Genomic DNA, 25999 nt, shown 5'->3' on the forward strand with positions numbered 1-25999 from the left:
AATGAGTACTACAACAATTAATTTGATCGACTCTTTTCAAGAGTTCAAAGATTTCAAAAATATAGATCGCCCAACGGTGATCAGTGTGCTGGAAGAGGTTTTTCGTAGCATGTTGCGTAAAAAATACGGAACAGACGAAAACTGTGATGTTATTGTGAACCCTGATAACGGGGATTTAGAGATCTGGAGAACAAGAAAAGTGATGGAGGATGGATTTTCTGAGGATGATGATTTAGAGATCGAACTTGCTGATGTACACAAACTGGATCCTACTCTAGAAGTTGGCGATGATTATATTGAGCAGATCACTTTAGAAAGCTTCGGCCGCAGAGCAATCCTAGCTGCACGCCAAACACTCGTTTCTAAAGTGTTGGAATTAGAGAAAGATGAAATTTTCAAAAAATATAAAGATCGTGTTGGTGAAATTGTAACCGGCGAGGTTTATCAGGTTTGGAAGAAGGAAACGTTGGTTTTAGATGATGAAGGTAACGAACTTTTAATGCCTAAAACCGAGCAGATTCCTGCTGATTATTTCAAAAAAGGAGATTCTGTAAGAGCAGTAATCTCTAAGGTAGAAATGATCAATGCCAATCCGAAGATTATTATTTCGAGAACTGCACCAGAATTTTTACAACGCCTGTTCGAGCAGGAAGTTCCGGAAATTTTCGACGGTTTGATTACCATTAAAAAGATTGTTCGTGAGCCGGGAGAGCGTGCCAAAGTTGCGGTTGAATCGTACGATGACCGTATCGATCCGGTAGGAGCATGTGTGGGTATGAAAGGATCACGTATCCATGGAATCGTTCGCGAATTGAAAAACGAAAATATTGATGTGATTAACTTCACTAATAATATTTCGTTATACATCACCCGTGCATTGAGCCCGGCTAAAATCACGTCTATCAAATTGGATGATGAAACCAAACATGCATCGGTTTATCTAAAACCAGATCAGGTTTCATTGGCCATCGGACGTGGCGGACACAACATCAAACTGGCTGGTAAATTAACTGGTTATGAAATTGATGTATACCGTGAAGCAGGTGAAGAAAGCGATGAGGATGTGGATTTAGAAGAATTCTCAGATGAGATTGATAGCTGGATTATTGATGAATTAAAGGCTATCGGGTGCGATACTGCTAAGAGTGTTTTAGCACTTACAGTAGAAGATTTGGTAAAACGCACCGACTTAGAAGAAGAAACCATTAAGGAAGTGGTTCAGATTTTACAGTCAGAATTTGAATAAGTGGTGTAATTGCCAAATAAACACTACTTTTGTTTTATTATAAAAAATAACAGGAGCTAAATGTCAGACGACAAACCAATCATTTTAATTAAAGCTATTAAAGAACTTAATATAGGCATGGGTACAGCCGTTGAGTTTTTAAACAAAAAGGGCTTCTCTGCCGAGAAGAGTCCTATGTTTAAACTTACGGGTGAGATGTATAATGCCTTGTTAAAAGAGTATCAGGGAGATAAGATCGTAAGAGAAGAAGCCAAACAAATAGTGATTGGTAAAATACGTCGCGACGAGCCTGAAACTGAAAAGCCAGTAGAAGCGCCGAAGAAAAATGCCGATTTTGAGAAAAATGAGGAGATTTTAATTAAAAATGCTCAATCATTTACCCCTCCGGTAGAAAAACCAAAGGCTGTAGAAACGCCTAAGGCTGAAGCGCCAACACCAGCACCTGCGGCAGCAGTAGAGCCAGTAAAAGAAAATAAAGGGGAAGAAACCGGATTACCTGGGGTTAAAATTGTAGGAAAGATCGATTTAAATGATCTTAATCCGAAAACACGTCCGGCTAAAAAAGAGGAAACACCTGTTGTGCCTGCGCCTGTTGCAGAACCGGCAGTGGTTAAAGCACCAGAACCTGTAAAGCCGGTAGAGCAGCCTAAAGCGGAGGAAAAACCGTTTGAGGTTAAAAAAGAAGAAACTCCTGTTGCGTCGGCCCCAGTTGCAGAAACACCAGTTGCAAAACCAGCTGGGCCTGTAAAACCAGCTGAACAGCCTAAAGCCGAAGAGAAACCAGCTGAAGCAAAACCAGCGAGCAACGAGCCTGAAGTAATTAAAGCGCGTACCGTTAAATTAACAGGTCCGAACATTATTGGTAAAATTGTTTTACCAACAACGCCGGATAGAAGAAACGGTCCGGTAGCATCATCTAGTGATAGTGAAGCTGCTAAACGTAAGCGTAAACGCAAGAAAACCCCGGGAGCACCCGGACAACCAGGTCAACAAGGCGGTCAGGGCCAGCAAGGGCAACATAATCCTGCAGGTGCACCAGGTCAGCCCCGCCAACCTTATCAGGGCAACAGGCCAGGTGGTGGTACGCCCTACCAGGGTAACAGGCCAGCCGGACAGGGTGGTACGCCATATCAGGGAAATAGAAATAACAATAACAGGCCAGGTTTCCAAAATAGAAATGCTACACCAAGCGGACCTAAAGAAGAACCTACTGAAAAAGAAATTCAAGATCAGATCAAAGCAACACTTGCCCGTTTAAGTGGTGCAGGTAAATCTGGTAAATTTGCGCAACGGGCTAAACTTCGTCGTCAGAAACGTGATGATGTTGCCTTTAATGCCGAGGAAGCAGCAAATGAGCTTGAATCACAATCGAAAATATTAAAAGTAACAGAATTTGTTACAGCTAATGAGTTAGCGAACATGATGGACGTACCGGTTACCAAAATTATTGGTACTTGTATGAGCCTGGGCATGTTTGTTTCCATTAATCAACGTTTAGATGCTGAAACCTTAACCATCGTTGCCGATGAGTTTGGTTATGAAATTCAATTCATAAAACCAGATGAAGAGGAAGACAATGTAATTGAGGAAGAAGATGACGAGGCCGATTTAATTGAAAGAGCTCCGGTTGTAACGATCATGGGTCACGTCGATCACGGTAAAACCTCATTACTGGATTATATCCGTAAAGCAAATGTGGTAGCTGGTGAGGCCGGTGGTATTACCCAGCACATTGGTGCCTACATGGTAACTACGCCTTCAGGTAAAAAAGTAACTTTCTTAGATACTCCAGGTCACGAAGCCTTTACGGCGATGCGTGCACGTGGTGCCAAGGCAGCCGATATTGCCATTATTGTTATCGCTGCGGATGATGCAGTGATGCCTCAAACAAAAGAGGCCATTAACCACGCACAGGCAGCAGGCGTTCCATTGGTATTTGCTTTTACTAAAGTAGATAAACCAGGTGCCAATGCAGATAAGGTAAGAGAGCAGTTATCGGTGATGAATATCCTGGTTGAAGATTGGGGTGGTAAATATCAATCGCAGGAAATTTCAAGTAAAAGCGGCTTAAATGTTGACTTGCTTTTAGATAAGGTATTATTAGAGGCTGAATTATTAGAACTGAAAGCCAATCCTAATAAACGTGCTACAGGTACGGTAATCGAATCTGCATTAGATAAAGGACGCGGTATTGTAACTACCGTATTGGTTCAGGGTGGTACCCTAAAAGTTGGAGATCCAATTTTGGCAGGTAGCTACAGCGGGCGTGTAAAAGCGTTAACCAATGAGCGTGGTGCTAAAGTTCATTCAGCAGGCCCATCACAACCCGTACAGGTTTTGGGTATGCAGGGTGCGCCTACAGCGGGTGATCGTTTCAACGCCTTAGAGAGTGAAACTGAGGCACGTGATATTGCAAACAAACGGATGCAGTTACAACGTGAACAGGGCTTACGTACACAGAAACACATTACTCTAGATGAGATTGGTCGTCGTTTGGCAATCGGTAACTTTAAAGAACTTAATATCATTGTTAAAGGTGATGTGGATGGTTCTATCGAAGCGTTATCAGATTCATTATTGAAACTGTCTACCGAGCAAATCCAGATCAATATTATCAGTAAAGGTGTTGGTCAGATTTCAGAATCCGATGTATTGTTAGCTTCAGCTTCAGATGCGATTATTATCGGTTTCCAGGTGCGTCCGTCAACAGGTGCGCGTAAACTGGCAGAAGCTGAGCAAATTGATATCCGTTTATATTCTATCATTTACGATGCGATCAATGAGATTAAATCGGCAATGGAAGGTATGTTGGATCCTGAATTTGAAGAGAAAATTGTGGCTAATGTGGAGATTCGTGAAACATTCAAGATCACCAAAGTGGGTACCATTGCAGGTTGTATGGTACTGGATGGTAAAATTACCCGTAACAGCAAAATCCGCGTAGTACGCGATGGTGTGGTAATTTACACTGGTGAGCTGGCCTCATTGAAACGCTTTAAAGATGATGTAAAAGAAGTATCGAAAGGTTACGAATGTGGTTTAAATATTCAGAACTTTAACAATATCGAAGTTGGCGATATTGTAGAAGCTTACGAACAGGTTGAAGTAGCAAGAAAGCTTTAATTAGTTTAAGAGATTTGAAATAAGGTGGCTCCAAAATGAGCCACTTTTTTTATGGCAATAAAAATTGTTATCTTAAAAATATCGGATAATTTTTAGTTTGTATCTTAAAAATATCGGATAATTTTTAGTTTTTATCTTAAAATTATCGATATTTTTGTTTGATAGTTATGTTTATGGAAAGGTCAAGAGCTTTAGAATCATTAAAAAACCACTTAGGTAAACCTCAGCACACCATTATTATAGGGCCAAGGCAGATCGGCAAAACTACACTTGTTAAGCAATTGGCGGAGCAGTTAGAGCAGGCTAATGAATTGGTTTATTTTCTGACTTTCGAAGATCCTGCTATTTTAGAAGCTGTAAATGGTCATGCTGAAAATATCTTTAATTATACATTATTGCTAGGTGATGTTCCTGCAGATAAAAGATTATATATTATTATCGATGAGGTTCAGTATGCAAAAGACCCCAGTAATTTTTTAAAGCTTTTGTATGATAAGTATTCGCCAAAATTAAAAATCATCGCTACGGGCAGCAGCGCTTTTTACATTGATAAAAGTTTTAAGGATAGTTTAGCGGGGAGAAAAAAGGTATTTGAATTTTTTCCTTTGGCCTTTGATGAGTTTCTCCATTTTAAAGGTGAGAATGGCTTAATTACCGAGTGGGAACAAATGAAAAAACGAGTTACTTACCAGGGATTACAGCGTAGCCGTATAAATGTGCTGTTCGATGAATATTTGATTTACGGTGGTTATCCTGCTGTTGTTTTGGCAGATACAGAACAAGAGAAGCAGGACATGCTCAAAGAACTTGTAAATAGTTATATGAAAAAAGATGCTTTGGAAGCAGGTATTAAGGAAGAGCTTAAGTTTTTTCAGCTGGCCAGACTGTTAGCCGATCAAACTGGCAATCTGCTCAATAACAATGAATTGGGCAATACCCTGCAGATGGCCGGTTCTACAGTAGAAAATTATATTTACCTGATGCAAAAAACGTTCATTGTTCAGTTGCTTTCTCCATTTTACGGTAATGTTCGGAAAGAGCTAACTAAAATGCCAAAGGTTTATTTCAATGATAACGGCTTGCGTAACGCATTGTTAAATAATTTTTCGAAGTTAAATGAGAGGGCTGACAAAGGCGAATTGTTGGAGAATTATGTTTATTGCAGGTTAAGGCAATTGTATGATACTGATCGTTTGCATTTTTGGCGTACGGCTGACGGTAACGAAGTGGATTTTGTGGTACAAGAGCAATTAAAGAAAGGCCTTGCCTATGAGGTTAAATATAATGATGTTCAGTTTAAACCTAACAAGTATAAGAAATTTATAGAAGCATATCCTGACTTCAGTTTGACATGTGTTTGTAAGTTGATTACCAAAGAAGATTCAATAGAAGCGATTCGGCTATAGCTTGCTAACCATAAGGTCGTGAAAATGCTATCTTAAAAATATTGATGTGATTTTTGCTTTTTGGGAATTGCCTTAGCCTTTTTAAATCCTGATTCTACAATAATATCCTGAATCGAAATTTCATAAAGTTCGGCTATTTTACCAAGCTGTGAAAGAGAAAAATCAACTTCATTGTTTTCCCATTTTCGATAAGCAACCCTGCTTATTCCAATTACATCAGCTGCGCATTGCTGTGTGTACTTATATTTATTTCTGTACTTTCTTAAGGTATTCCCTATATCCAACATAATATGAGACGTTAACGGCTATGTATTTTTAATATTCACCTATTGTGTATCTAATAATATAAATAATGATAATAAGGAATTGTCAAAAATAGTAAATAAAATCAGTTTATTTGCGTATGTTTTGGATTGCGGGAAAGCAAAAAGAAACAAAAAAGTTATTGTATTCCGATTGAATTTAACCTTTAAAAGATTGAAAATTTATAATCCAGGTTGTAACCGAATAACAAGTATTATCTTTTTATTATTAGTTGTTGCCTACACTAGCTGTAAAAAAGATAAACCGAATGACCTAAATATGGAAGAAATTTTATCACCAACCACAGGTACAAGAACTCAATTTACACTTGACTCCATTTTTTTGTATGCAAAACAGATTTACTTATGGAACGATGTTTTGCCGGATTATAGCACTTTTAAACCAAGAGAAAAATATGGCAATGCCCAATCCGAAATAAGTGCATTTAGAAGTGAACTTTTTGATATTTCTCAATTTAAAATTAACCAGGTAACAGGTAAGCCATTTGAGATTTCAAACAATAATTACGTACCTAAATACTCGTACCTTCAATTAGGAAGAAATGGCGGTGGTGCGCGTGCAGGAATAGTAAATGATGAAGCTGTTTTGGCTACACGTCTTATTCATTTAAACGAAAAGGTAATTGCTTATGTCGCATTAGGTTCATTCCCATCTTCAAGCAATACCAAATCCAAATTAGATCAGGTTTTTAATAAAATAGCTACAGATAAACCTAAATTTCTGATTTTAGATTTGCGCTCAAATGGTGGTGGTTATGTAGAGACTGCAGAATATGTTGCCGATTTAATTGTACCTAGTATATTAAATGGCAAAAAAATGTATTCGGAAGAATTTAACTCTTCCCTTCAAAATGGAAATGCAAAGATTTTAAGGCGTCAGCCATACTTAGATGAAAAAGGCAAAGCGGTTACGTACAATGGACGGATGGCTACATTGGCTGATGTTGATTATACCGAAGCTGGCAATACGTACACATTTAATAAAAAAGGCAGCTTGGAAAGTATTCAGGATATTTATGTCATCGTATCTGGAAGAACGGCATCTGCCAGTGAATTATTGATCAGTTGCCTACAACCTTATTTCAACGTGAAGTTAATAGGCGAAAAGACTTATGGAAAACCAATTGGTTTCTTCGCCATTAATATTGATCAGTATAGTGTTTACCTGAGCAGTTTCCTTATTAAAAACGCGGAAGGATGGTCCGATTACTTTAACGGTATGGAGCCTGATTTGAATATTATTATGCCTAACAATCCGATATTAGGTGATTTAGAAGAGATCTGTTTAAAGTCTACTCTTGCTTTGATTGATGGGAAAATCCAAGCGCAACCCAAAAAAAGTGCCAGTACTTTAAAGCTGAGATCAAATGCAATCCATGTATTAGTTAATAGTAATGATTCTATCGGGATGATTGAAAATAGGATGAAGTTGAGGCGTTAAGGTCTTTTTAGATTGGAGGAGATGTAATCATATGTTTTGTGCCCCATACTATTTAATCAGATTCTAAAGTTATTATTATTGGTAATATGATAATCTAGCCTTATCATAATTGATTTTTCTTGTCGGTAGTTTTGTAAAAAAAAATATAGATAACTATCGATGAAAAACAATTACAAATTAAAAATTATTTGCCTGCTGTGCTTGGTGATAGCAGCATTTAGCAGTTGCAAGAAAAATGAGCTTTTGGAAGAGAAAGGACTAACTAATAACCACAATGCACTTGCAGGTTTTGGAAGAGATGGAAAAAATGATTTATTGGGTTATGGATATAATGTCCTAGGGGAATTTGCGAATGCCAGCGCAGCTACTCTTCCTGTCATTAACGTTGATAAGTTGCAGGCTGACCAATCCACAAGAGTAATATGGGATCTTTCAACTAAAACAGGCGGAAAATTAGAAGCTGGGAGCGATGCCGTTTCTTATTTGAATAAATTAACTACACGTTTTAGTAACACTTTTGGTGCTGACTTCTTGGGTATGTCATTGTTCAGAACCACTATAACTGGGAGTTACAATTATACTGATAGTTTTTCATCTAAAAACATTTACAGTAGCTATAATTTATTGATTCAGCAAAAGAGGGTTAAATTGAATGCACAAAGGGATGTACTTCTGTCTTACTTAGATCCAGAGTTCCTTTCTTTTGTTCAAAACCAAACACCAGAGGCTATTGTGAATATGTATGGTACCCATATTCTAGCTGATATTATACTGGGAGGAAAATTGGATGTTATCTATCAATCAGAAACTTCAAAGTCCGATAGAATTACGGCAAGTTCGGCCGGAGTAGATATTCATGTAAAAAAGATTTTCAATCTAAATACAGGATATACTTATGATACTAACTATACTTTAGAAAATTCTGCCCAAAAATTACATTATATAACTAGTGGAGGAGATCCAACTAGAAGCTTAATAGGCGATGTCGTTATCGGGAATGCCACTAATCCGAACCCAACTCCAACAATAAACATTTCAGCTTGGCAAAATAGCTGTACATTAGAAAATTCGGTACTGATAGATATTCCAAGCAATGGCTTATTGCCTATCTACGATTTTATTCCAGATCAGGCAAAAGCTTTAGCAGTAAAGAATTACATCATACAATATCTCGCAGTTAACCAGGCTTCTTTATTGCCCACAATATTTTATGAGTATTATAATTCAGTAACTAATAGACATGCCTATAATTTAGGCCCAAATATGGAGCAGTATTGGGGTAATTATCATCACAATGCAGAACCTTTTAAAGTTTACGCCACGCAATATGCAGGTGCGGTTCCTCTATATCAATTCTATAATCCGAGTATTGATAATCGTGTATTGACAACAAACAGATATCCAGGATTTGGCGGGTATAATTATGATGGCATACTTTGCTATGTATATAAGACTCCAACCACAGGTACAGTACCGGTTTATGAATTTTATAGCTCATCGGGAGGACATCTTTATACCACTAATAGAAATGCATCATTCCCAGGTTGGTCTTACAACGGACAACCATTTCATGCATTTCCGAATTAATTTTTTAAAGCTGTAAAAGTTTAAAGTATAATACTTCCAGAAAAGTAAAAGAGCTTCAATAATATTGAGGCTCTTTTAATATTTACATCTATTCTCTTGTAAACCAAAAACATCCACAACCATAAAACTGCTTCTTAAGTAACTCATCAGATGGGTTAACAACTAATCCTCCATCTGCTTCATCTTCTGGTATTAAAGTAAATTCTTTAAGAGTTAGCTCAGAAAATAATGATAAAACCTGGTTTTTAGAATAAATGCGGTGAGCATTAAAACAGATGACATCCTTTGACCCTAACGGAACAATGAATAGCAAACTACCGCCAACAGCTAATCCCCGCTTCAATTCCTTTATTGCTTTAATATCACCATCATAATCCAACGGGTCTCCATATCTACCTAATCCTACATGTTCTACAGTGTGCATGCATGATAGGGATTCAATTGAATAGAATTCAAAAGGTAAATTCATTAAATTACCAGGTAGCGATTTAAGATTTGCCAATTCTAATTTTGCTGGTCTGTAATCGTAAAATTCAACAGTTAAAATTGCCGAAAGCGTAGAACAGAAATGCAGTGTAGAAGAGATATCTATGTGCTTGGCAGGTGCGTTATTTATAATGATTCTTGTTGCCCAGGCAGGATGATAAACATAATGCCTGTCAAAGCCCGTTTTTGCTGTATTATAAAACAACATGGGTAAAGATTTTCTTCATCCAAAGCAAAACGCTTATTTGTACGCCTTTCTTTTTCAAGTAGATGCTGAAATTCTGCTTTGAATTTAAGCATCTTGGAATTGTCTTTTGAAAATAGCTTTCTTATTTTTTTTATCATACTAAATCCTGATTATTAGCACAACTAAGATAATATAATTATTTAATGCAATTTTTAAAGGAACTTCATACTAAATTATGCAGCCTCATATCCGAGTAAGGGTAATATTATTTATACATCTGTGTTAAAAATTACTTGATCTTTTTTATAAGACCGTTTTTTGTAGATATTAGCAGACTGTTTTAAGAATGATATTCAATGGATACTGAGCCAATACAAGTTACAGCGCATAAGATAAAGAATTTTTCTTTTGTCGATTCAATCAGATGCATATCTATGATCGGGATCGTTATTGAACACTGTGGAGTTGTTACTCCAAATCACTATAGTAGTCAGCTAGAAAACATTGTCGAAAGTTGCATTATTCAATCTTTTAAATTCAGTACAATTGCTTTTTTTCTGATCGGAGGCTTTTTGATTAACCATAAGTTTGATGAATATACACCTGTCCAATATCTCAGAAACAGATTTAAGAAAACCATTGGACCTTGGATATTTTGGATATTGATGTTGATAGCCATCAGTGTTTTGGACCGTTTTATTGCCCATAGCAGAGGAAGTGCTATGGGATTGATGGGATCTAATTTCTTTCTTTACTTTTTTGAAACCTTTACCGAACTTGTACTAATTAGTCCATATTGGTTTATCCTTAACTTTCTGATTTGTATTACTGTTTTGTTGCTGTTTAAAAAGTATTTATACAGCCCTTGGCTTGGTTTGGTACTTGCGCTCTTTTCGTTATTTTATAGTATAAATATTTACCAAAGCTGGATTGCGACGACCCATACCACAGCAATTTTTGGATTTGTATTTTATTTATGGCTGGGTGTTTATTTTAACGAATATTATGATAGGGTAATAGCAATAATTAAGAACACCTCCTGGCTTAAAATGATAATTTTAGCAGTTGTTGCCTTTTGCATTGCCGTTGGAGAGTCTACTTACCTCAATAGCATTAGAATAACAGATGCATATAATACTTTACGTTTCACTAACATTATATATTCATTAGTAATATTCGCTTTATTATTAAAAGTAGGTAGTTTAAATTGGCTTCAACGTAATTTACGCCCTCGTGAAACTACTTTTGGCATATATCTAATCCATGTTGTTATCATTGGCAGAGGACTTCCTTTAATCTTTCAGCCATTAAAATTAAACTTCCTTGAATTTAGCGTATGGTTAAATACAGCAATATTATTGTTTAGATTTTTAGTTGTATATACGGTGAGTTTTTTCCTGACTAAAGCTATTTCAAAAACTAAAATGAAGTGGACTGTGGGGAATTAACTGATTAACCCCCTGAGACTGATTTTAAAGACCTTCCTAAATTGTTTAAAGTTAAAGAAAGACGGATGGTATAATTCCTTTTTAAAGTACCAATTTAATGCTTTGACATTTGCTTTTTTTGACTTGAGTATTTCAAACCATTTATTAAATAAAAACCGATTCACCTTTTGTTGATCAAATCGCTTTGATTTCGTATTGGCGGTTTTCATTGCATTTAATAGATCGAAATAACTTAAAAAAGATGTTTTTTTTAAGTTATTGGTAAATAGTTGTTTATGTAGGTTTAGATGTGTAATGTTAAACGGCATGCCAAGGCTATCCTGAATGTACTTAAGTATTTGAAGTTCGTTTTTTTCTTGATCTTCAGATCTTTTTATCGTGATGTTTTCACCATGTATGCGGTACTTGACAAGGAAGGCATCAATATTGGCAACTTTATATTTTTCTGAAATCCGGATAAAAAGGTCAAAATCTTCGGCTAACGCATAATCTCTGTATCCATTAACTTCCTTGAAAGCCTGTGTTTTAAACATGGTACTGGAATTTACAAAAGGATTTGTGAATAAGATGCGCATGTTTATTGAGTCATCCGTTGGCGCAATAATTTCATTGTTGGATTCTAATCCATTTTTATCGATTATTTTACTATGCCCTCCGCATAGTGCGATTTCAGGGTGCGCATATAAAAAATCTAATTGTAGCTGTAGCCTATTGGGATAGGCAATATCATCGCTATCTAAAATTGCGATGTATTCGCCTTTAGCAAGGGTCAATAACCTGTTTCTAGTATAGGGTAATCCTTTATTGCCTTCATTTTGTATAAACCTGATCCTGCTATCAGTAAATTTCTTCACAACCGAAGCAGTGTCATCAGTTGATCCATCATCTATTATAATGAATTCAAAATCTTTAAAAGTTTGGGTTAAAATGCTTGCTATCGATTCTTCTATAAACCCGGAAGAGTTATAAGCAGCCATAAAAACAGTTATTACAGGACTTGTCATATCTTAATCCAGCTTTTAGGGCAGATATCGGTATCATCAACATTTATATTATTCACCCATTTTTTTGGAGCGATAACTAATTTATCACCATTATTGTTTAACCATGCCCCCCACCAACTGAAACTGCTGTTTGCTATAATATTATGTTTACAGTTGCTCATTAACTGCATGTCGAGATAGCTATTTCTTCCATCATTCCAATCTATGTATGTAATATTTTGCAATTTAAGATTTTGTCGACACCAGACGATGTCATCAGAAAAGACAAAATACCGGGGATTTTTAACTTTCAGATTTATGATCGATATCGCCTGCTCATAATAATTTAAATCGCAGATGTTACCTAGTAAAGGATCTTTTAAGTAATCTCCTCTTCTTATATGGATTGACACACTTTCGGTATTTAAAATCTGCTGCAAAACGGTTTGATTTTCTATTTCCTTGATTTTTGGGAATATGAACTCATGCTTTATTTTATCCGCTATATTCCTAAAATAACCTTCGTTTTGCCAGTATCCAGAATAATAATTGTTAGTATTATTTAGAAAAGAAGCATCGAAATTAAATTCGCTTTCTTCAACTCTGCATGTGTTCTTTAAATTTAATATCCTTTTGAGTTTTCTAAATATCCATTTTGATTGATCAGGCCTAAATAATTCTAGAAGAAATTTGTTCGGTATTTTTACTTTTAAGTTAAAAATATTTTCCAATTCATAACCATTATGTAAAGGATATTCTTCAAAATCAGATAGATCTGCATATACCTTAATGCCTCTATTTTGTAACGATTTGTAAAAAGCATATTGAAACATTTGATTGCCTAAACCACCTAAGAATTTTATAATTTTCATTAATAAGTATTAGCTATTTTCGAATAAACCGTTATTTTTTATTCTGAAAATGAATTTATAAATTTCGAAATACCACGAAAGGCGGAATAAAATAATCTAGATAAGACAAATAAAATTTTAAACTATTTATTCTTTATTTTGCATCTTAAGTAGAACTTTACAAATTAACTGATTTATTTTTATTCAATCGATTATTTCGTGATGAAAAGAATATTATTTATAACACAAAATTTAGGTAGAGGAGGTTCAGAAATGCTTTTGTGGTATTCCTTAAATCATCTGAATAAAAATAAGTTTACTCCTATAATATTCTGTAAAGAAAAGGGCGAGCTTATTGATGCTTTACCTACGCAAGTTAAATACTTTTTACCATATAAAAAGAGTAGAAAATTTTTTCAAAAGGCATTCAGGGCAATTTTAAAGTGCTTTAGGATCAATCCACTTGAATATCAGTTAAAACGAATTCAAGAAAGAAATAATATTGATTTTTGGTATGTTAATACTATTATAATTCCAGAGGTTTATGAAATAGCACAAAAACTAGGGGTTAAAATCATAACACATGTGCACGAACTTACGATTGCTTATAATTTTATAACATATAGTGATTTAAAAAGAATTATCAATTATTCATCAATTCTTATCGGTTGTTCTGAGGCTGTGTGTAATAAGATAAGAGATATGGGTAGAACGGATGTGAAACTATTGTATGGTTTTGTTGACACTGATAAAATAACTTATACAAAATTAGCTCAAGAAGTAAAAGCGGCAACCGGTTTTAGTAGCGATGATTTCGTGTGGGCTATTTCTGGAAAAACATCTTTAATAAAGGGAATTGATTTTTTGGTTGCTTTGCTTGAGGTAGTTCCCCAAAATTTTAAGTTTATTTGGATTGGAGGAGATGAATTTACTGGCTTATATTATTATACTGAGAAATCTTTACAAACTAAGTTTCCCGGTAGAGTTAAGTTTTTAGGTATTCAGCGGGATGAATATTATAATTATCTTAATTCAGCGGATGCCTTTTTATTACTATCAAGAGAAGATTCATTTCCATTGGTAATGTTGGAGGCTGCCACTTTAGGTAAACCAATTGTAGGATTTAATTCGGGGGGGATTAGTGAATTTATAAAGCCAGATACTGGTAGAGTTATTAATTCTTGGAGAATTGAGGATTTAGCTGATTCAATGAAAGAAATTGAAAGTAATTTTTCTGCTTTCAAGAAAGAAGAAATTAAAAGACAAGTTCTTAATTACGAAGTGAAAAAACAAGTTGCAATTTTAGAGGATATTCTGGATGAAATGCCTTGAAATAGTTCTTCAAGAGGTACTTATATTTTAAACTTACTATGTCACTTAGAATTAAAATACTTATTCTTCAAAGTACTAAAAAATGACTTTTTGTTAGTGTTGTTTTTACTTGTATAGTAGTTGATCCTATCGATGTAATGTTCGTATCCGTTTTGTTTTAGGGACGAAGCGTACCTTTTCAACAGTGCTTTTAAATCTGGCCTCATCTCTTTTGTGAATAAAGCCCATTTAGAAATTTCTGATGGATTGTAATAATCCCATCCGCTATAATGGAAAAAACACAGTGGTATAGTATCGTTGACGAAAAATTTTCCGTCATGCGATGATATATTTCGTTCGTGCAGATTCCAATAAGCTACATTCATTCCCCGATTATTTTCTATGAATACATTTTTAAAATATAGGGGAACCAGGTTTAGCCATAATTGCTCTCCATAAAAACCTCTTTTAAAATCGTATATACATTCTTTAACAGACCTTTCTCTCAACCAAGAAATATAAGAGAAAGTTTCTTCTGATTTTTTCAACCTAAAAAAACCTCCGTTATATAGTCCAGCGTTTAAAACTTCCAGCTCCTGCCGCTTCATATTAATATCTGGTGGCCGTGTAAAGTGAGGTGTAATTACGATATCTTCATTATTAATTGTACTTGAGGGCAATTTCCCAAAAAAGTAAGTGTCTGAATCACAAAAAATAACCTGGTCGATATGCCCCTGGTCGAGGAAATGTTTTGCAAACAATACCTTTGAGCAGTTAGCTAACTGCATTGGATTGTAGTTTTGAGTAATGAAGTCAAATTCCTCAACTCCTAATTCGTGAAGCTGGATAATCGGATATTTTTGCATTAGATCATCTGATGCAATTTCTTCATTGGTTAGGTAATCTGCAAGGCAGATGTAAAATTCAAATTCCGGATGAAAAAGTTTAGCAGAATCTAACAATGATACGGCAAAAGGCAAATAATTGGTAGTGACTACTGTAAAAAATAATGTCATTTCGAGAATATTTTATCAAGATTTTTATAGCAACTTTCCTTTTCATAATTAAGATTAAAGCTAACCAATGCATTTTCTGCTTGTTTTTGGTAGGCAGACTCATCTGTTAATAGTTGCATAATGTAATTTTTAAATTCAACCGGGTCGTCACTTACTAAACAACCATTGTTGTTTTTGTCAATTAACCCATCAACTCCTCTGGTATTACAAACAACTGGCATACCGTAAGATAGTGCTTCTATTACTTTTATTTTAGTTCCGGTACCTGTTAGCATAGGGCAAATCGCCACTTTAGCATTATTGTAATAGATTGAAAGTTCTTCAACAAAATTTATCGATGTAATATTTGGTGCCTTTATGGAAAGGTGCTCATTAATTTGACCAATAACACATATTTGCACATTGGTTGGCAATAATGGGTATACCTCTTTAAAAAACCAATTGGCAGCTTTTTGATTGTGTATATTATCGCTGGCGACATATATTAAATCGAATGATTTTTCTCCGACCGTGCCGACGCTTTGGGGTTTATCCAGCGTCATTGGAGCCAGAGCCACTTTATTTTTACAGAACTGACTAAAAATATACTGCTCTTCAACAGAAATGGCTAATGCAAGATCAAATAACGAAATCCTTCTGATCTCTTCTTTAAAAGATTGGCCAATATTAACCTTTCTCTGAAGTTGGGCCGTTATAAAATCATGGGTGTCAATTACCTTTATTGCCTTTTTGATATGAGGGTTATGCGCTACCAATGTAGCCCAACTGGCATAGTTGATGAAGACATAATCGTAATCGTTTTTTTTTAGGATTTTATTAAAGGCCCGCTTAAATCTTAACGTAACCAGCTCAGGGAAATTAAGCGGAAAAAACCAGGCTTTATTCTGATAGAAAAAATTGGGGAGCTTATAAAAAAGGAGATAGAAGAGTAAGTTTTTTTTTGATGGTTTTTTTTTGATCACATAAGTGTTATCGGCTAAGCCTGATTGCTCAAAAGCTTTAATATCTGTTTCGCTCCAGAGGCCGGTATAATATTCGCTTACAAAATCAATTTCAAAGTTTCTTGATTTAAAGTAGCTTAACATGCTTAAAGCCCGGGTTCTGTTGCCTGCATTTTTTTTAAGCGGATTATCGGGCATAAAAAATAATACTTTCTTCATCCGAAATTAGTCGTTAAAGGCTTGCATGTCGATTAAACGTCTATATAAGCCATTCTTATTCATCAATTCCCCATGGCTTCCGCTTTCTACAACCTCACCCTTATCAATCACTATAATCTGATCAGCATGCTGAATGGTGCTTAAGCGGTGTGCGATAACAATTGAGGTGCGGTTTTTCATCAGATTATTTAACGCATCCTGAACCAATTTTTCAGATTCGGTATCTAATGCTGAAGTAGCTTCGTCTAACAACATAATTGGCGGATTAGCCAATACTGCCCTTGCAATACATACCCGCTGTTTCTGACCTCCAGATAGTTTGTTCCCCCTATCGCCAACGCTGGTTTGATAACCATTTTCGGTATTCAATATAAAATCGTGCGCATTGGCAATTTTGGCAGCTGCAATTACCTCTTCTTCTGTAGCATCGGGTTTTGCAAAAGCTATATTATTAAAAATGCTATCGTTAAACAGAAAAGATTCCTGGTTCACAATGCCCATTTGTGAGCGGATACTTTCTACGGTAAGGTCCCTGTAATCGTAACCATCAATTTTGATACTTCCTGATTTTGGATCATGAAAACGCGGCAGTAAATCCATTAAGGTGCTTTTTCCTCCTCCTGAAGGACCAACCAAGGCTACTGTTTTGCCTTTTTCTATATCAAAACTTATTGAGTTCAGTATTTGTTTTTCTCCATAGTCGAAGGATATGTTCTGGATACTGATTGTATTGTTAAACCCATCAAGCGCCCTGGCATCCGGTTGATCTAACAATAATGGTTTAGTATCGATTAGTTCTAAAACCCTTTCACCTGCGGCAATTCCTGAATGTATACCGCTAAATGAATCTGTTAATGCTTTTGCAGGGCGCATTACCTGAGAAAAAATAGCAATGTAAGCAATAAAATCTGATGCAGCCAGTGCATTTTTATCATTATGCAAAATCAATGATCCCCCATACCAAACGATAACGGAAATCATTAAAACACCTAGAAATTCGGAAACCGGCGAGCCCAGTTGTTGACGTCTAACCATTTTGCGCGTCAGGTTAGAATAGAATATATTTTCCTGGTTAAATTTATTTTTGATCCGTTCTGTTGCGTTAAAGGCTTTAATAATTTTAATCCCACTCAAGGCTTCATCTAAAAAGCCAATCATTTTAGCGAAAGATTCATGCGATTCTTTAGCTTGTTGCTTTAATCTTTTTACAATTTTGCTGATAATAAATGCGGAAATCGGGATTACTAACAAAGAGAATAAAGTTAGCTTTGCTGATATATTAAATAGAAGAATAACATATACGATTAATGTTACAGGTTCTTTAAAGACAACCTGAAGCGTATTTGTAACTGTAAACTGAACAACCTGAACATCAGAGGCTACTTTAGAAATAATATCACCCTTCCTTTCATTGTTGAAATATCCTATATGAAGATTCATCACATTGTTAAAAACCCGCTTTCTAAAGTTAAGCAAGGTATGCACTCTTAAATCTTCCATGTAACGCTGAGAAAAATATCTGAACAAATTGGAAAGCAATACAGAGATAACGATAATGATGCAGATGTACATCAACGTACTTTCTATAGTGTTAACTTTGATGGAATAATTAACAAAGTCTCTTAATTTTCCTAACAAACTAAATGAGGAAGCTGCTTTATCTGTTAAGCTAGGTGTTTGGCAAGCTTGCTTGTTTGCATTTAAAAGTGTTTCGAACAGTGGCGATAACAATGCTAAGTTAAAGGTTCCGAATAGAATCGAAAGCAGAGTTGCAATAACATATGGTATAGCAAACTTTTCTATGGGTTTGGCAAATGATAATAAACGAAAATAAGTCTTCATTTTATATAAAATGGAATATGTAAAAAGGAAGATGGTTCAGGTATTGTCCTAAAAAATCTATATAAAAACTCAGCAAAGTTAAGCTTTTCAATTAAACGTTGCGGTTTTTTGAAAAGAGTAAGGTTTAAAATTACAATTCCTGGCTTTTAAGAATGGATAGATGGGATCTTTTTACTGCCGATATATTTCAATTATTTAACATTAATGCTGCAGAATAGAACGAAAGAATGGCTCGAGACCACTCTCTTATTACGGTAGGAAATTTTTAAGGCATTCACGATATAGCTCCATATACTGGTTGGCCGCTATTTCCCATGAAAATTTTTCGGCCTGTACTATAGCTTCTTGAGCACAGTTATTTTGGGTGAAATCCATCATTCCATTGTTAAATACCTCTTGCATATGCACGGGGTCGAAATTGTCAAAGTAATAGGCAACATCGCCGCCAACTTCAGGAAGTGAAGTAAATTTTGAAAGGAAAACAGGTTTTCCAAAGTGAAGCGCTTCTATTACAGGAAGACCAAAACCTTCGGCAACAGAAGGAAATAAGAAGGCATCACAGTTTTTATAGTACCAGGCTTTATCTTCATCAGAGATTGGTCCTGTAATATGTACCCTGTTTAAACAGTTATATTTCTGAGCTTCTTCCAAGATTATTTGCTTATGAGGGGTTTCTCTGCCCGAAATAACGAGGTGAAAATCATTTCCTTTTAATAAAGCCGGGAGCAAGTGAAAGCCTTTCTGAACAGATAATAAGCCTATCGTAAATAAGAAAGGTTTTGGAGGCACAAAGTCCGGGCAATGTTTTTCATCCGAAATCAATTTATCTGCACCATTATAAATCACACTAACCTTTGCTTTGGCTTCGGGGAAGTAATGCACAACATCATTCGCTACAAACTGCGATATACATACAATCTGATCACATTGCGAAATAAGTTTACCTAATTTTTTCAGATATACCTTGATTCTGTGTGGTTTGCTAAACTTTAAATGAACCTTGTTCATGTCATGAACAGTCATTATTTTTTTTGCATTCACTCTATTAGGCCTTAATCTGCAGGTTTGATCGGAAAGATGAACAACGTCGAAGTCATTTTTTCGTTTAAAAAATAAACGGTCCAACCTGGATAGGTAGATAATATCAACTAGTCCGTTAAAAAGATATTGAGTGTGTTTAAAAAGATAAAACTTGAACTCGAATTTTCCTTTGTTTTCTTTGATCAAGGCATCTCCCAATCCCTTTCCAAAAGAAAAATAACCACAGTTGGCATCTTTCATGGAATCGAAGGTGACTAAGACATTGGGCTTTTTCATTAAAGAAGTAATTAATAATGCAAATATAAGCAGATTTAAATTGAAGTCTACTTTATGATTTTATAGTTACGGTACTCAAATAGCCTCCATCCGGTGAGATCTTCAATTTTTTGCAAAATTCTTCTCCGAAAATTCATTTTCGGTGTTTCTTTCGTGAGATCTTTATCAAATTTCCAGTTTGCGGCTGCAATTCTGGTCTGCATTACTTTTGGATGGCTGCCTTTAAAATGAACCAAACGATCGGCATTGTGCATATCATAGGTTTCTTGCACCGGATAATTTTCCTCAATCCATTCGTCTGTCTGATAAAACTGGTTAAAATTCCGCACTTTGCCTTGTAATCCTTTTGGGGGTTTTACCCAGCCATAGTGGTAAATGTATGCATCGATTAGCTTAACTTTGAGTTTTCTGTCGTTAATTCTAAAACCCTGCGCATCCCGGTAGGAGCGAACTCCAGGCAGGTTTTTAATGATCCTAACTTCTCTTCTGTACCAACGTCTGGATTGAGCCAGATAATCATAAGAAGCATAAAAATGTTTATATTTTAAAAGTAAGGCCTCCACATGGTTATTGGTCAATTCTGTTTCCATTTCTTTTTTGATCAGCGGGAGGTAATCTTCATGTATAGCTTCATCGCCCTGTATATAAATCATCCAGTCGGTATCTGCACTGATTTCAGCTAGTGCCTTATTGGTTTCATCGGCAAAAACACGTCCGCCTTCGCGCATATTTTCATCCCAGATGGTATCAATTGTTATGATTTTTGGATCAATGCTTTTAACCATTTCAGCAGTTTCGTCTGTAGAGTTTCCCAATGCTACAATAAAATCATCGCACAATGGCAGTACAGAAAGTATCGCTTCTTTTGCAGGGTAATCGTTAGCAATAGCATTTCTTAAAAAGGTAAAACCGGTAACTTTCATTATGGGGGCGCTTTTTCTAGCTGATAATTTTTGTTTATTTGTACAAAGATAGTTTTATTGATGAATACGCATCTATCCATTCCAAGCGAATTAAAAGCAGGTAATTATAAGGTTTTGGCAAGAACACTAACACTTGTTGAAAACGATATTGAGCCGGCTGATTCGATTTTAAGAAGTTTAGATAGTAGGGCTGATGTTCCGGTTCTAGGTATTACGGGGCCGCCGGGCGCAGGTAAGAGCACGTTGGTAAATGCAGTAACCGGTTATTTTATTGCTGAAGGGAAACGCATTGCCATCTTAGCAGTAGATCCGACCTCTCCATTTAATTTTGGCTCCTTGCTGGGCGATCGCATCCGCATGGCTGGTCAGTTTAACCATCCAGATGTTTTTATCCGTTCGTTGGCAACACGTGGAGCCTTAGGCGGTATTTCGGCAAAAACGATCGAAATGGTTGATATTTTAAAGGCAGCTAATTTTGATCTGATTATAGTGGAAACGGTTGGAGTAGGACAATCGGAAGTAGAAATTGCAGGGTTGGCAGATAAAACCATTGTGGTATTGGTGCCTGAATCCGGGGATGAAATTCAGCATATCAAATCTGGTTTAATGGAAATAGCCGGTTGTTTTGTGGTTAATAAAGCTGATCGGGAAGGCGCGGATACTTTTGCCAATAACCTAAAGAAAATCGTTCAACAAGGCGTAAAAACCATTCCGGTCTTAAAAACTGTTGCCGATAAAAACATAGGTATCGACGAGTTGTGTAAGTGGGTTGTTAATGCTGAATTTTTTGATGATAGCCGGAAATCTTTTTTGCTTGCTGAAAAAGCATGGAAGATTATACAGTACCAAAAAATGAAGCATATCGATAAAAAAAGGCTGCTTGAAAAAATTCAGGCAGCCTTAAAACAAGGTGATTTCAATATTTATCGTTTTGCGGATGAGTTTAGTAAGGATTAACTGTTTAAAGTGGTTAATTGAAAACTAAAAATTGTCAACTGAAGACTGACTAACTGTTCATCATTTCCTCGATTTCTTCTGCTTCTAATGGTATGTCCGCCATTAAATCTATGTTTCCATCTGCAGTGATGAGAATATTGTTTTCTAAACGGATGCCTAAGCCTTCTTCTGGAATATAGATGCCTGGCTCAACTGTAAGGATGTTCCCATTTGTAAATGGAGTGTATCTTCCGGCAAAGTCATGTACATCAATACCTAAATGATGTGAATTGCCATGCATAAAATATTTTTTATAGGCTGGCCACGCCGGGTTTTGTTTTTTTACGTCTGTGGTAGAAAGGAGTCCGAGATTAATTAATTGCGCAGTCATGATTTCACCAACCTGTTCATGGTAGGTATTCCATACCGTTCCTTCGTTAATGAGTTTGATCGATTCTTTCATGACATGTAACACGGCATTATATACATCCTTTTGTCTTTGTGTAAACCTGCCATTAACTGGGATGGCCCTGCTCATATCTGCATTATAATTGGCATACTCTGCTCCAAAATCGAAAAGTATTACATCCCCATCTTCACAAACCTGGTTATTGTCGTTATAGTGTAGGATGTTGGCATTATGGCCCGAAGCGATAATCGGGGTGTAAGCGTGGCCCGTTGCACCCTGGCGTATAAATTCGTGTATAATCTCCGCTTCAATCTCATATTCTTTAACGCCAGGTTTTGTGAACTTTAACACCCTGATAAAAGCATCCCGGGTTATTGCCGATGCCCTTTTGATCAACTCAATTTCGATATCTGATTTAACTGCACGCAGATTTCTCATAATGGGCGCCGAGCGTTCGTAATGATGCAATGGGTATTTTGATTTCATTTGCTCAATGAAACGGATGTCCCGATAAGGAACTTCGTGAGCATACCTGTCGTTCTCATTCGTATTCAGATAAATATGTTCAGCATAGTTAACGATGCTGTGTAAAATGTTGTCGAAATCTTCCAGCCAATACACAGACTGGATGCCTGAAGCGGCTTTTGCCTGTTCCTTGGTATATTTATATCCTTCCCAAACTTTGATGTAGTCGTTTGTCTGTCTTAAAAACAGGACTTCTCTGTACAAAGGATTAGGACAATCGGGATATAACAGTAAAATTGTTTGTTCCTGGTCAATTCCTGATAAATAAAATAAATCAGGATTTTGCTTAAAAACAAAGTTCTGATCCCCACTTCTAGGGAATTCATCACTTGAGTTGAATATAGCTAGTGAATTGTTTTTTAGATTATTATATAAATTTTTTCGATTTAGAATAAATAATGATTGATGAATAGTAGGATATTTCATGAAGTGATATTTTATGTGGGCTAGGACCAAATGTAATAAAATGATTAATGACTGGTGAAGTTTGGAACGGAGTTTGTATAAAAGTTTGAAAATTTAAAATTTTGATTATTTTTGCCTTTACTGAAAAATTAATCAATTAAATTGTTTAACCCTTAAAAAAGAAAAAAGATTATGAACTATTCTACTTTAAAGAAAAGTGTTGCGCTTTCTTTAGTGGCATTAACAGGAGTTGCTTCTCTTGCTGTCGCTCAGGATGCTCCTGCAACCTCTTCTGCTGTCAAGGTATTTGGCGGTAGAGGACAGTACAGAACTTGGTCTATCGGTGTACATGGTGGTGTTTTAATGCCAGTAGTTGCTATCGGTGGTACTAACGATTTCAACAAATGGGATGCTAACTTAGGTTACGGTTTAAACATCCGTAAGCAATTAGGTCACTCATTTGGTTTAGAATTAAACGGAACACGTGGTAAACTTTCAGGTAACAACGAAGGTATTACTAATCCTGCTGTTAGAGATTTCGAAACTCAATTACAATATGCTGTAGATTTACGTGGTGTTGTAAACGTAGGTTCTATCGATTTCTTACGTCGTGAAAACGCTGTAGGTTTCTTCGTAACCGCTGGTGCTGGTATGTTGGCTTATGCGCCAAAAATTACTACTGGTAATGGTCAGGTTATCGATTGGAAAGGTAAAGCTATTGGTCCTGCTGATGACAGACATGAGGCTAAAGATTACGTAAAAGGTTTCTATATTCCAGTTGGTGCTGGTGTTAAATTCAAAGTTTCTGAGCGTGTTAACTTTAACTTAGGTTATACCATGAACTTTGTTGATGCTGACAACTTAGATGGAGTTTACGCAAAAGGTCAAACTAAAGACAAATTCTCTTACGGTTATGCTGGTTTAGAATTCTCTTTAGGTTCTTCTGCTAAACCAAGTTTAGAGTGGACTAACCCATTAGCTACTATGTACGATGAGTTAAAAGATCCAACTTTACGTCAAGAAGTTGAAGCATTGAAAAACCGTGTTTCTGCTGTTGAGAAATCTGTTGAAGATTTGAAAAAAGATACTGACGGTGACGGTGTTGCTGATCAATTCGATAAATGCCCAGGTACTCCTGCTGGTACTGCTGTTGATGGTTCAGGTTGTCCTCTTCCAAAAGCAACAGAGCCTGCAGCTGCTACAAGCAATGTAACTGGTTTCGAAAAAATCGGTTTCGATTTCAACTCTTCAGTTTTAAAAACTGAGTCTTACCCTACTTTAGATAAATTATCTTCAGTGTTACGTGAAAACGGTGGTAAAGTAACTGTAAATGGTTATGCTTCAAGCGAAGGTACTGCTGCATATAACTTGAAATTATCTAAAGACAGAGCTAACTCTGTTAAAACTTACTTAGTAAACTCTGGCGTTAACGCTAGTCAGGTTGCTACAAAAGGTTATGGTGAAGCTAACCCAATTGCTTCTAACGATACTGAAGAAGGTCGTATCCAGAACCGTCGTGTTGAAACTGCTAGAAACTAGTATTTCAATATAAAAGTTAAGAAAGTCCCGATGCAAATCGGGACTTTTTTTATGCCATTTTGTTTCGCGTATTAAGCTTTTTAGCTAAGTTTGTACCATGTACTTCTTTAGGAAAAAAGATCCCAACAGACCAAATAACATCAATTTGAGGATTATGCATTTTATTAATGCTTTGGCCATCTTGATTTTTCTTGCAGGTATCATCTACAAGCTTATTCAGTGGCTTGCTAAATAACCCCAAATCATATGAAACAAATTATTAAAACAACCAATGCTCCAGCCCCAATTGGACCATATAGCCAGGCTGTGCAAGCCGGAAACTTTTTATTCGTATCTGGCCAGGTAGCCATCAATCCGGAAAACGGGGAATTAAATATTGGGAATATCGAGGAAGAGACCCATCAGGTAATGCGCAACCTAAAAGCTGTTTTGCTTGAGGCCGGTTTAACGTTCGACCATGTTGTTAAGTCTACTATTTTTTTAAGCGATATGGGTACCTTTGCTCAGGTTAATGAGGTTTACGGACAATATTTTACCGCTGATTTTCCTGCCCGGGAAACGGTTCAGGTTTCGGTATTACCTAAAAATGTTAACGTAGAAATCTCTGTAATTGCCGTTTTAGGCTAGTTTTGGCAGAAAATAAAAGTAAATATTTTATATCCGGCATTGTTCCTTACATCATCTGGGGAACAATGTCTATCCCTTTGCGCAACATAAAGGGATTTCCGCCACACGAAATTTTATATTATAGGATATTCGTCTCCATCACTTTAATTTGGGCAACTATTTTTTTATTCAGAAGAACAGCATTAAAAAATGATCTGAATTTCTTAAAATCATTAAGCATCCGCAATAAAACCAAACTAATACTGCTTACTGTGGTGTCGTCATTTCTAATCACTGGAAATTGGTTTACCTATATTTATGCCGTAAATAGCGTAAGCTTGAAAGCGGCTGCCTTTGCCTATATGGTTTGCCCGCTGTTAACGGCGCTCTGTGGATTTATTATTTTGAAAGAGCAATTAACTAAGGCCAAGATTATTGCGCTGATTGTTGCATTTATCAGTATTATACTATTAGCAACGGGATCCTTACATGAAGTAATATGGGCCATTATCATAGCCTCCTTTTATGCTTTGTATGTTATTTTGCTCAAAATAATCAAAGGGCTAGATAAATTTAACTTTTTAGGTGTTCAGTTAATTCTATCAGGATTAATGATGCTGCCATTGTATTTCTTCAATGCCGCGCCTTTTCCAACGGCATCTATATTTTGGCTGCATATATTTTTGATCGCCATTGTATTTACCATTGTTCCACTTTTTTTAAATGCCTATGCGCTGATGGGAATGCCATCCTCTGCCCTGGGTATTTTAATCTATGTTAATCCTATTGTTGCTTTTGCCGTTGCCTTTTTCTATTTTAAAGAGCAAATAGATCTGCACCAGCTTTTTGCTTATTTGCTTTTGCTGCTATCGATCGTTATTTTTAATGCACAGTTGTTAAAAAGTGTTGTTTACAAGAAACAGTAGAAT

Annotated in this window: 22 protein-coding genes; 12 read left to right on the forward strand and 10 right to left on the reverse strand. The window is 36.0% G+C overall.

What is annotated here, in order from left to right; genetic code table 11:
* Window position 1: 1 nt before the first annotated feature.
* The 3 genes from nusA (at window position 2) to QZ738_RS16830 (ending at window position 5775) form a co-directional block, all read left to right on the forward strand.
* Entirely contained in the window at window positions 2-1246 is a 1245-nt protein-coding gene (gene nusA, locus QZ738_RS16820; RefSeq protein WP_090503332.1) for a transcription termination factor NusA, read from the forward strand.
* 60 nt (window positions 1247-1306) lie between these two features.
* Window positions 1307-4369: a translation initiation factor IF-2 gene (infB, locus tag QZ738_RS16825; RefSeq protein ID WP_293788894.1), complete on the forward strand. Its 3063-nt coding sequence runs from the start codon at window positions 1307-1309 to the stop codon at window positions 4367-4369.
* A 173-nt stretch (window positions 4370-4542) separates the two neighbouring features.
* Window positions 4543-5775: an ATP-binding protein gene (locus tag QZ738_RS16830; protein WP_293788895.1), complete on the forward strand. Its 1233-nt coding sequence runs from the start codon at window positions 4543-4545 to the stop codon at window positions 5773-5775.
* Between the two features lie 32 nt (window positions 5776-5807).
* On the opposite strand, the gene QZ738_RS16835 is transcribed toward QZ738_RS16830, so the two are convergent.
* The gene (locus QZ738_RS16835; RefSeq protein ID WP_293788896.1) at window positions 5808-6062 is read right to left on the reverse strand and encodes a helix-turn-helix transcriptional regulator; all 255 of its coding nucleotides are present in this window, start codon (window positions 6060-6062) and stop codon (window positions 5808-5810) included.
* Between the two features lie 295 nt (window positions 6063-6357).
* Between QZ738_RS16835 and QZ738_RS16840 the strand changes: the two genes are divergently transcribed.
* Both QZ738_RS16840 and QZ738_RS16845 read left to right on the forward strand, forming a co-directional pair.
* Window positions 6358-7539, forward strand: a complete 1182-nt coding sequence (locus QZ738_RS16840; protein ID WP_293788897.1) for a S41 family peptidase — start codon at window positions 6358-6360, stop codon at window positions 7537-7539.
* 159 nt (window positions 7540-7698) lie between these two features.
* Complete coding sequence (locus QZ738_RS16845) at window positions 7699-9126, forward strand: MAC/perforin domain-containing protein (protein WP_293788898.1); 1428 nt, start codon at window positions 7699-7701, stop codon at window positions 9124-9126.
* Window positions 9127-9214: 88 nt separating this feature from the next.
* On the opposite strand, the gene QZ738_RS16850 is transcribed toward QZ738_RS16845, so the two are convergent.
* Window positions 9215-9820 carry a DUF268 domain-containing protein gene (locus QZ738_RS16850; protein WP_293788899.1) on the reverse strand — a complete coding sequence of 202 codons (606 nt, stop codon included), beginning with the start codon at window positions 9818-9820 and terminating at the stop codon, window positions 9215-9217.
* A gap of 335 nt (window positions 9821-10155) precedes the next feature.
* Between QZ738_RS16850 and QZ738_RS16855 the strand changes: the two genes are divergently transcribed.
* A complete protein-coding gene (locus QZ738_RS16855; RefSeq protein ID WP_293788900.1) occupies window positions 10156-11247 on the forward strand; it encodes an acyltransferase in 1092 nt (363 codons plus the stop codon).
* Here QZ738_RS16855 and QZ738_RS16860 read toward each other — a convergent pair.
* Together QZ738_RS16860 and QZ738_RS16865 are read right to left on the reverse strand one after the other, a co-directional pair.
* Window positions 11244-12251, reverse strand: a complete 1008-nt coding sequence (locus QZ738_RS16860; RefSeq protein ID WP_293788901.1) for a glycosyltransferase — start codon at window positions 12249-12251, stop codon at window positions 11244-11246. The genes QZ738_RS16855 and QZ738_RS16860 overlap by 4 nt on opposite strands.
* A complete protein-coding gene (locus QZ738_RS16865; protein ID WP_293788902.1) occupies window positions 12248-13102 on the reverse strand; it encodes an alpha-1,2-fucosyltransferase in 855 nt (284 codons plus the stop codon). The genes QZ738_RS16860 and QZ738_RS16865 overlap by 4 nt, the downstream gene beginning before the upstream one ends.
* Before the next feature lie 201 nt (window positions 13103-13303).
* Here QZ738_RS16865 and QZ738_RS16870 point away from each other — a divergent pair, with 201 nt between their 5' ends.
* Window positions 13304-14413, forward strand: a complete 1110-nt coding sequence (locus QZ738_RS16870; protein ID WP_293788903.1) for a glycosyltransferase family 4 protein — start codon at window positions 13304-13306, stop codon at window positions 14411-14413.
* 41 nt (window positions 14414-14454) lie between these two features.
* On the opposite strand, the gene QZ738_RS16875 is transcribed toward QZ738_RS16870, so the two are convergent.
* The 5 genes from QZ738_RS16875 to QZ738_RS16895 all read right to left on the reverse strand — a co-directional run bounded on the left by QZ738_RS16875 (window position 14455) and on the right by QZ738_RS16895 (window position 20650).
* The gene (locus tag QZ738_RS16875; protein WP_293788904.1) at window positions 14455-15408 is read right to left on the reverse strand and encodes a hypothetical protein; all 954 of its coding nucleotides are present in this window, start codon (window positions 15406-15408) and stop codon (window positions 14455-14457) included.
* Window positions 15405-16568, reverse strand: coding sequence for a glycosyltransferase (locus tag QZ738_RS16880; protein ID WP_293788905.1), 1164 nt, complete (start codon window positions 16566-16568; stop codon window positions 15405-15407). The genes QZ738_RS16875 and QZ738_RS16880 overlap by 4 nt, the downstream gene beginning before the upstream one ends.
* A 6-nt stretch (window positions 16569-16574) precedes the next feature.
* Window positions 16575-18410: an ABC transporter ATP-binding protein gene (locus tag QZ738_RS16885; protein WP_293788906.1), complete on the reverse strand. Its 1836-nt coding sequence runs from the start codon at window positions 18408-18410 to the stop codon at window positions 16575-16577.
* A gap of 249 nt (window positions 18411-18659) precedes the next feature.
* Window positions 18660-19727 carry a glycosyltransferase family 1 protein gene (locus QZ738_RS16890; protein ID WP_293788907.1) on the reverse strand — a complete coding sequence of 356 codons (1068 nt, stop codon included), beginning with the start codon at window positions 19725-19727 and terminating at the stop codon, window positions 18660-18662.
* Window positions 19728-19774: 47 nt separating this feature from the next.
* Window positions 19775-20650, reverse strand: a complete 876-nt coding sequence (locus tag QZ738_RS16895; protein WP_293788908.1) for a glycosyltransferase family 2 protein — start codon at window positions 20648-20650, stop codon at window positions 19775-19777.
* 60 nt (window positions 20651-20710) lie between these two features.
* Here QZ738_RS16895 and meaB point away from each other — a divergent pair, with 60 nt between their 5' ends.
* Window positions 20711-21607 (forward strand): methylmalonyl Co-A mutase-associated GTPase MeaB, encoded by an 897-nt coding sequence (meaB, locus tag QZ738_RS16900; protein ID WP_293788909.1) that lies wholly within the window; start codon window positions 20711-20713, stop codon window positions 21605-21607.
* A gap of 49 nt (window positions 21608-21656) precedes the next feature.
* Here meaB and QZ738_RS16905 read toward each other — a convergent pair whose 3' ends face one another.
* Window positions 21657-22946 (reverse strand): aminopeptidase P family protein, encoded by a 1290-nt coding sequence (locus tag QZ738_RS16905; RefSeq protein WP_293788910.1) that lies wholly within the window; start codon window positions 22944-22946, stop codon window positions 21657-21659.
* A 171-nt stretch (window positions 22947-23117) separates the two neighbouring features.
* Between QZ738_RS16905 and QZ738_RS16910 the strand changes: the two genes are divergently transcribed.
* The 4 genes from QZ738_RS16910 (at window position 23118) to QZ738_RS16920 (ending at window position 25996) form a co-directional block, all read left to right on the forward strand.
* On the forward strand, window positions 23118-24464 hold the full coding sequence (locus QZ738_RS16910) for an OmpA family protein (protein ID WP_293788911.1): 1347 nt from the start codon (window positions 23118-23120) through the stop codon (window positions 24462-24464).
* Window positions 24465-24561: 97 nt separating this feature from the next.
* On the forward strand, window positions 24562-24699 hold the full coding sequence (locus QZ738_RS21380) for a DUF6728 family protein (protein WP_317039670.1): 138 nt from the start codon (window positions 24562-24564) through the stop codon (window positions 24697-24699).
* An 11-nt stretch (window positions 24700-24710) separates the two neighbouring features.
* Window positions 24711-25091 carry a RidA family protein gene (locus tag QZ738_RS16915; RefSeq protein WP_293788912.1) on the forward strand — a complete coding sequence of 127 codons (381 nt, stop codon included), beginning with the start codon at window positions 24711-24713 and terminating at the stop codon, window positions 25089-25091.
* A 2-nt stretch (window positions 25092-25093) separates the two neighbouring features.
* Window positions 25094-25996 (forward strand): EamA family transporter, encoded by a 903-nt coding sequence (locus tag QZ738_RS16920; protein ID WP_293788913.1) that lies wholly within the window; start codon window positions 25094-25096, stop codon window positions 25994-25996.
* Window positions 25997-25999: the final 3 nt, after the last annotated feature.

The sequence above is a fragment of the uncultured Pedobacter sp. genome, assembly GCF_913776295.1.
Lineage (GTDB): Bacteria > Bacteroidota > Bacteroidia > Sphingobacteriales > Sphingobacteriaceae > Pedobacter.

Coding starts and splice junctions, on each gene's coding strand:
- QZ738_RS16915 (WP_293788912.1), top strand. CDS start 24,711: ATGAAACAAATTATTAAAACAACCAATGCTCCAGCCCCAATTGGACCA.
- QZ738_RS16830 (WP_293788895.1), top strand. CDS start 4,543: ATGGAAAGGTCAAGAGCTTTAGAATCATTAAAAAACCACTTAGGTAAA.
- QZ738_RS16895 (WP_293788908.1), bottom strand. CDS start 20,650: ATGAAAGTTACCGGTTTTACCTTTTTAAGAAATGCTATTGCTAACGAT.
- QZ738_RS16865 (WP_293788902.1), bottom strand. CDS start 13,102: ATGAAAATTATAAAATTCTTAGGTGGTTTAGGCAATCAAATGTTTCAA.
- QZ738_RS16885 (WP_293788906.1), bottom strand. CDS start 18,410: ATGAAGACTTATTTTCGTTTATTATCATTTGCCAAACCCATAGAAAAG.
- QZ738_RS21380 (WP_317039670.1), top strand. CDS start 24,562: ATGTACTTCTTTAGGAAAAAAGATCCCAACAGACCAAATAACATCAAT.
- QZ738_RS16850 (WP_293788899.1), bottom strand. CDS start 9,820: ATGTTGTTTTATAATACAGCAAAAACGGGCTTTGACAGGCATTATGTT.
- QZ738_RS16840 (WP_293788897.1), top strand. CDS start 6,358: ATGGAAGAAATTTTATCACCAACCACAGGTACAAGAACTCAATTTACA.
- meaB (WP_293788909.1), top strand. CDS start 20,711: ATGAATACGCATCTATCCATTCCAAGCGAATTAAAAGCAGGTAATTAT.
- QZ738_RS16860 (WP_293788901.1), bottom strand. CDS start 12,251: ATGACAAGTCCTGTAATAACTGTTTTTATGGCTGCTTATAACTCTTCC.
- QZ738_RS16905 (WP_293788910.1), bottom strand. CDS start 22,946: ATGAAATATCCTACTATTCATCAATCATTATTTATTCTAAATCGAAAA.
- QZ738_RS16880 (WP_293788905.1), bottom strand. CDS start 16,568: ATGAAGAAAGTATTATTTTTTATGCCCGATAATCCGCTTAAAAAAAAT.
- QZ738_RS16855 (WP_293788900.1), top strand. CDS start 10,156: ATGGATACTGAGCCAATACAAGTTACAGCGCATAAGATAAAGAATTTT.
- nusA (WP_090503332.1), top strand. CDS start 2: ATGAGTACTACAACAATTAATTTGATCGACTCTTTTCAAGAGTTCAAA.
- QZ738_RS16835 (WP_293788896.1), bottom strand. CDS start 6,062: ATGTTGGATATAGGGAATACCTTAAGAAAGTACAGAAATAAATATAAG.
- QZ738_RS16910 (WP_293788911.1), top strand. CDS start 23,118: ATGAACTATTCTACTTTAAAGAAAAGTGTTGCGCTTTCTTTAGTGGCA.
- QZ738_RS16870 (WP_293788903.1), top strand. CDS start 13,304: ATGAAAAGAATATTATTTATAACACAAAATTTAGGTAGAGGAGGTTCA.
- QZ738_RS16890 (WP_293788907.1), bottom strand. CDS start 19,727: ATGAAAAAGCCCAATGTCTTAGTCACCTTCGATTCCATGAAAGATGCC.
- infB (WP_293788894.1), top strand. CDS start 1,307: ATGTCAGACGACAAACCAATCATTTTAATTAAAGCTATTAAAGAACTT.
- QZ738_RS16875 (WP_293788904.1), bottom strand. CDS start 15,408: ATGACATTATTTTTTACAGTAGTCACTACCAATTATTTGCCTTTTGCC.
- QZ738_RS16845 (WP_293788898.1), top strand. CDS start 7,699: ATGAAAAACAATTACAAATTAAAAATTATTTGCCTGCTGTGCTTGGTG.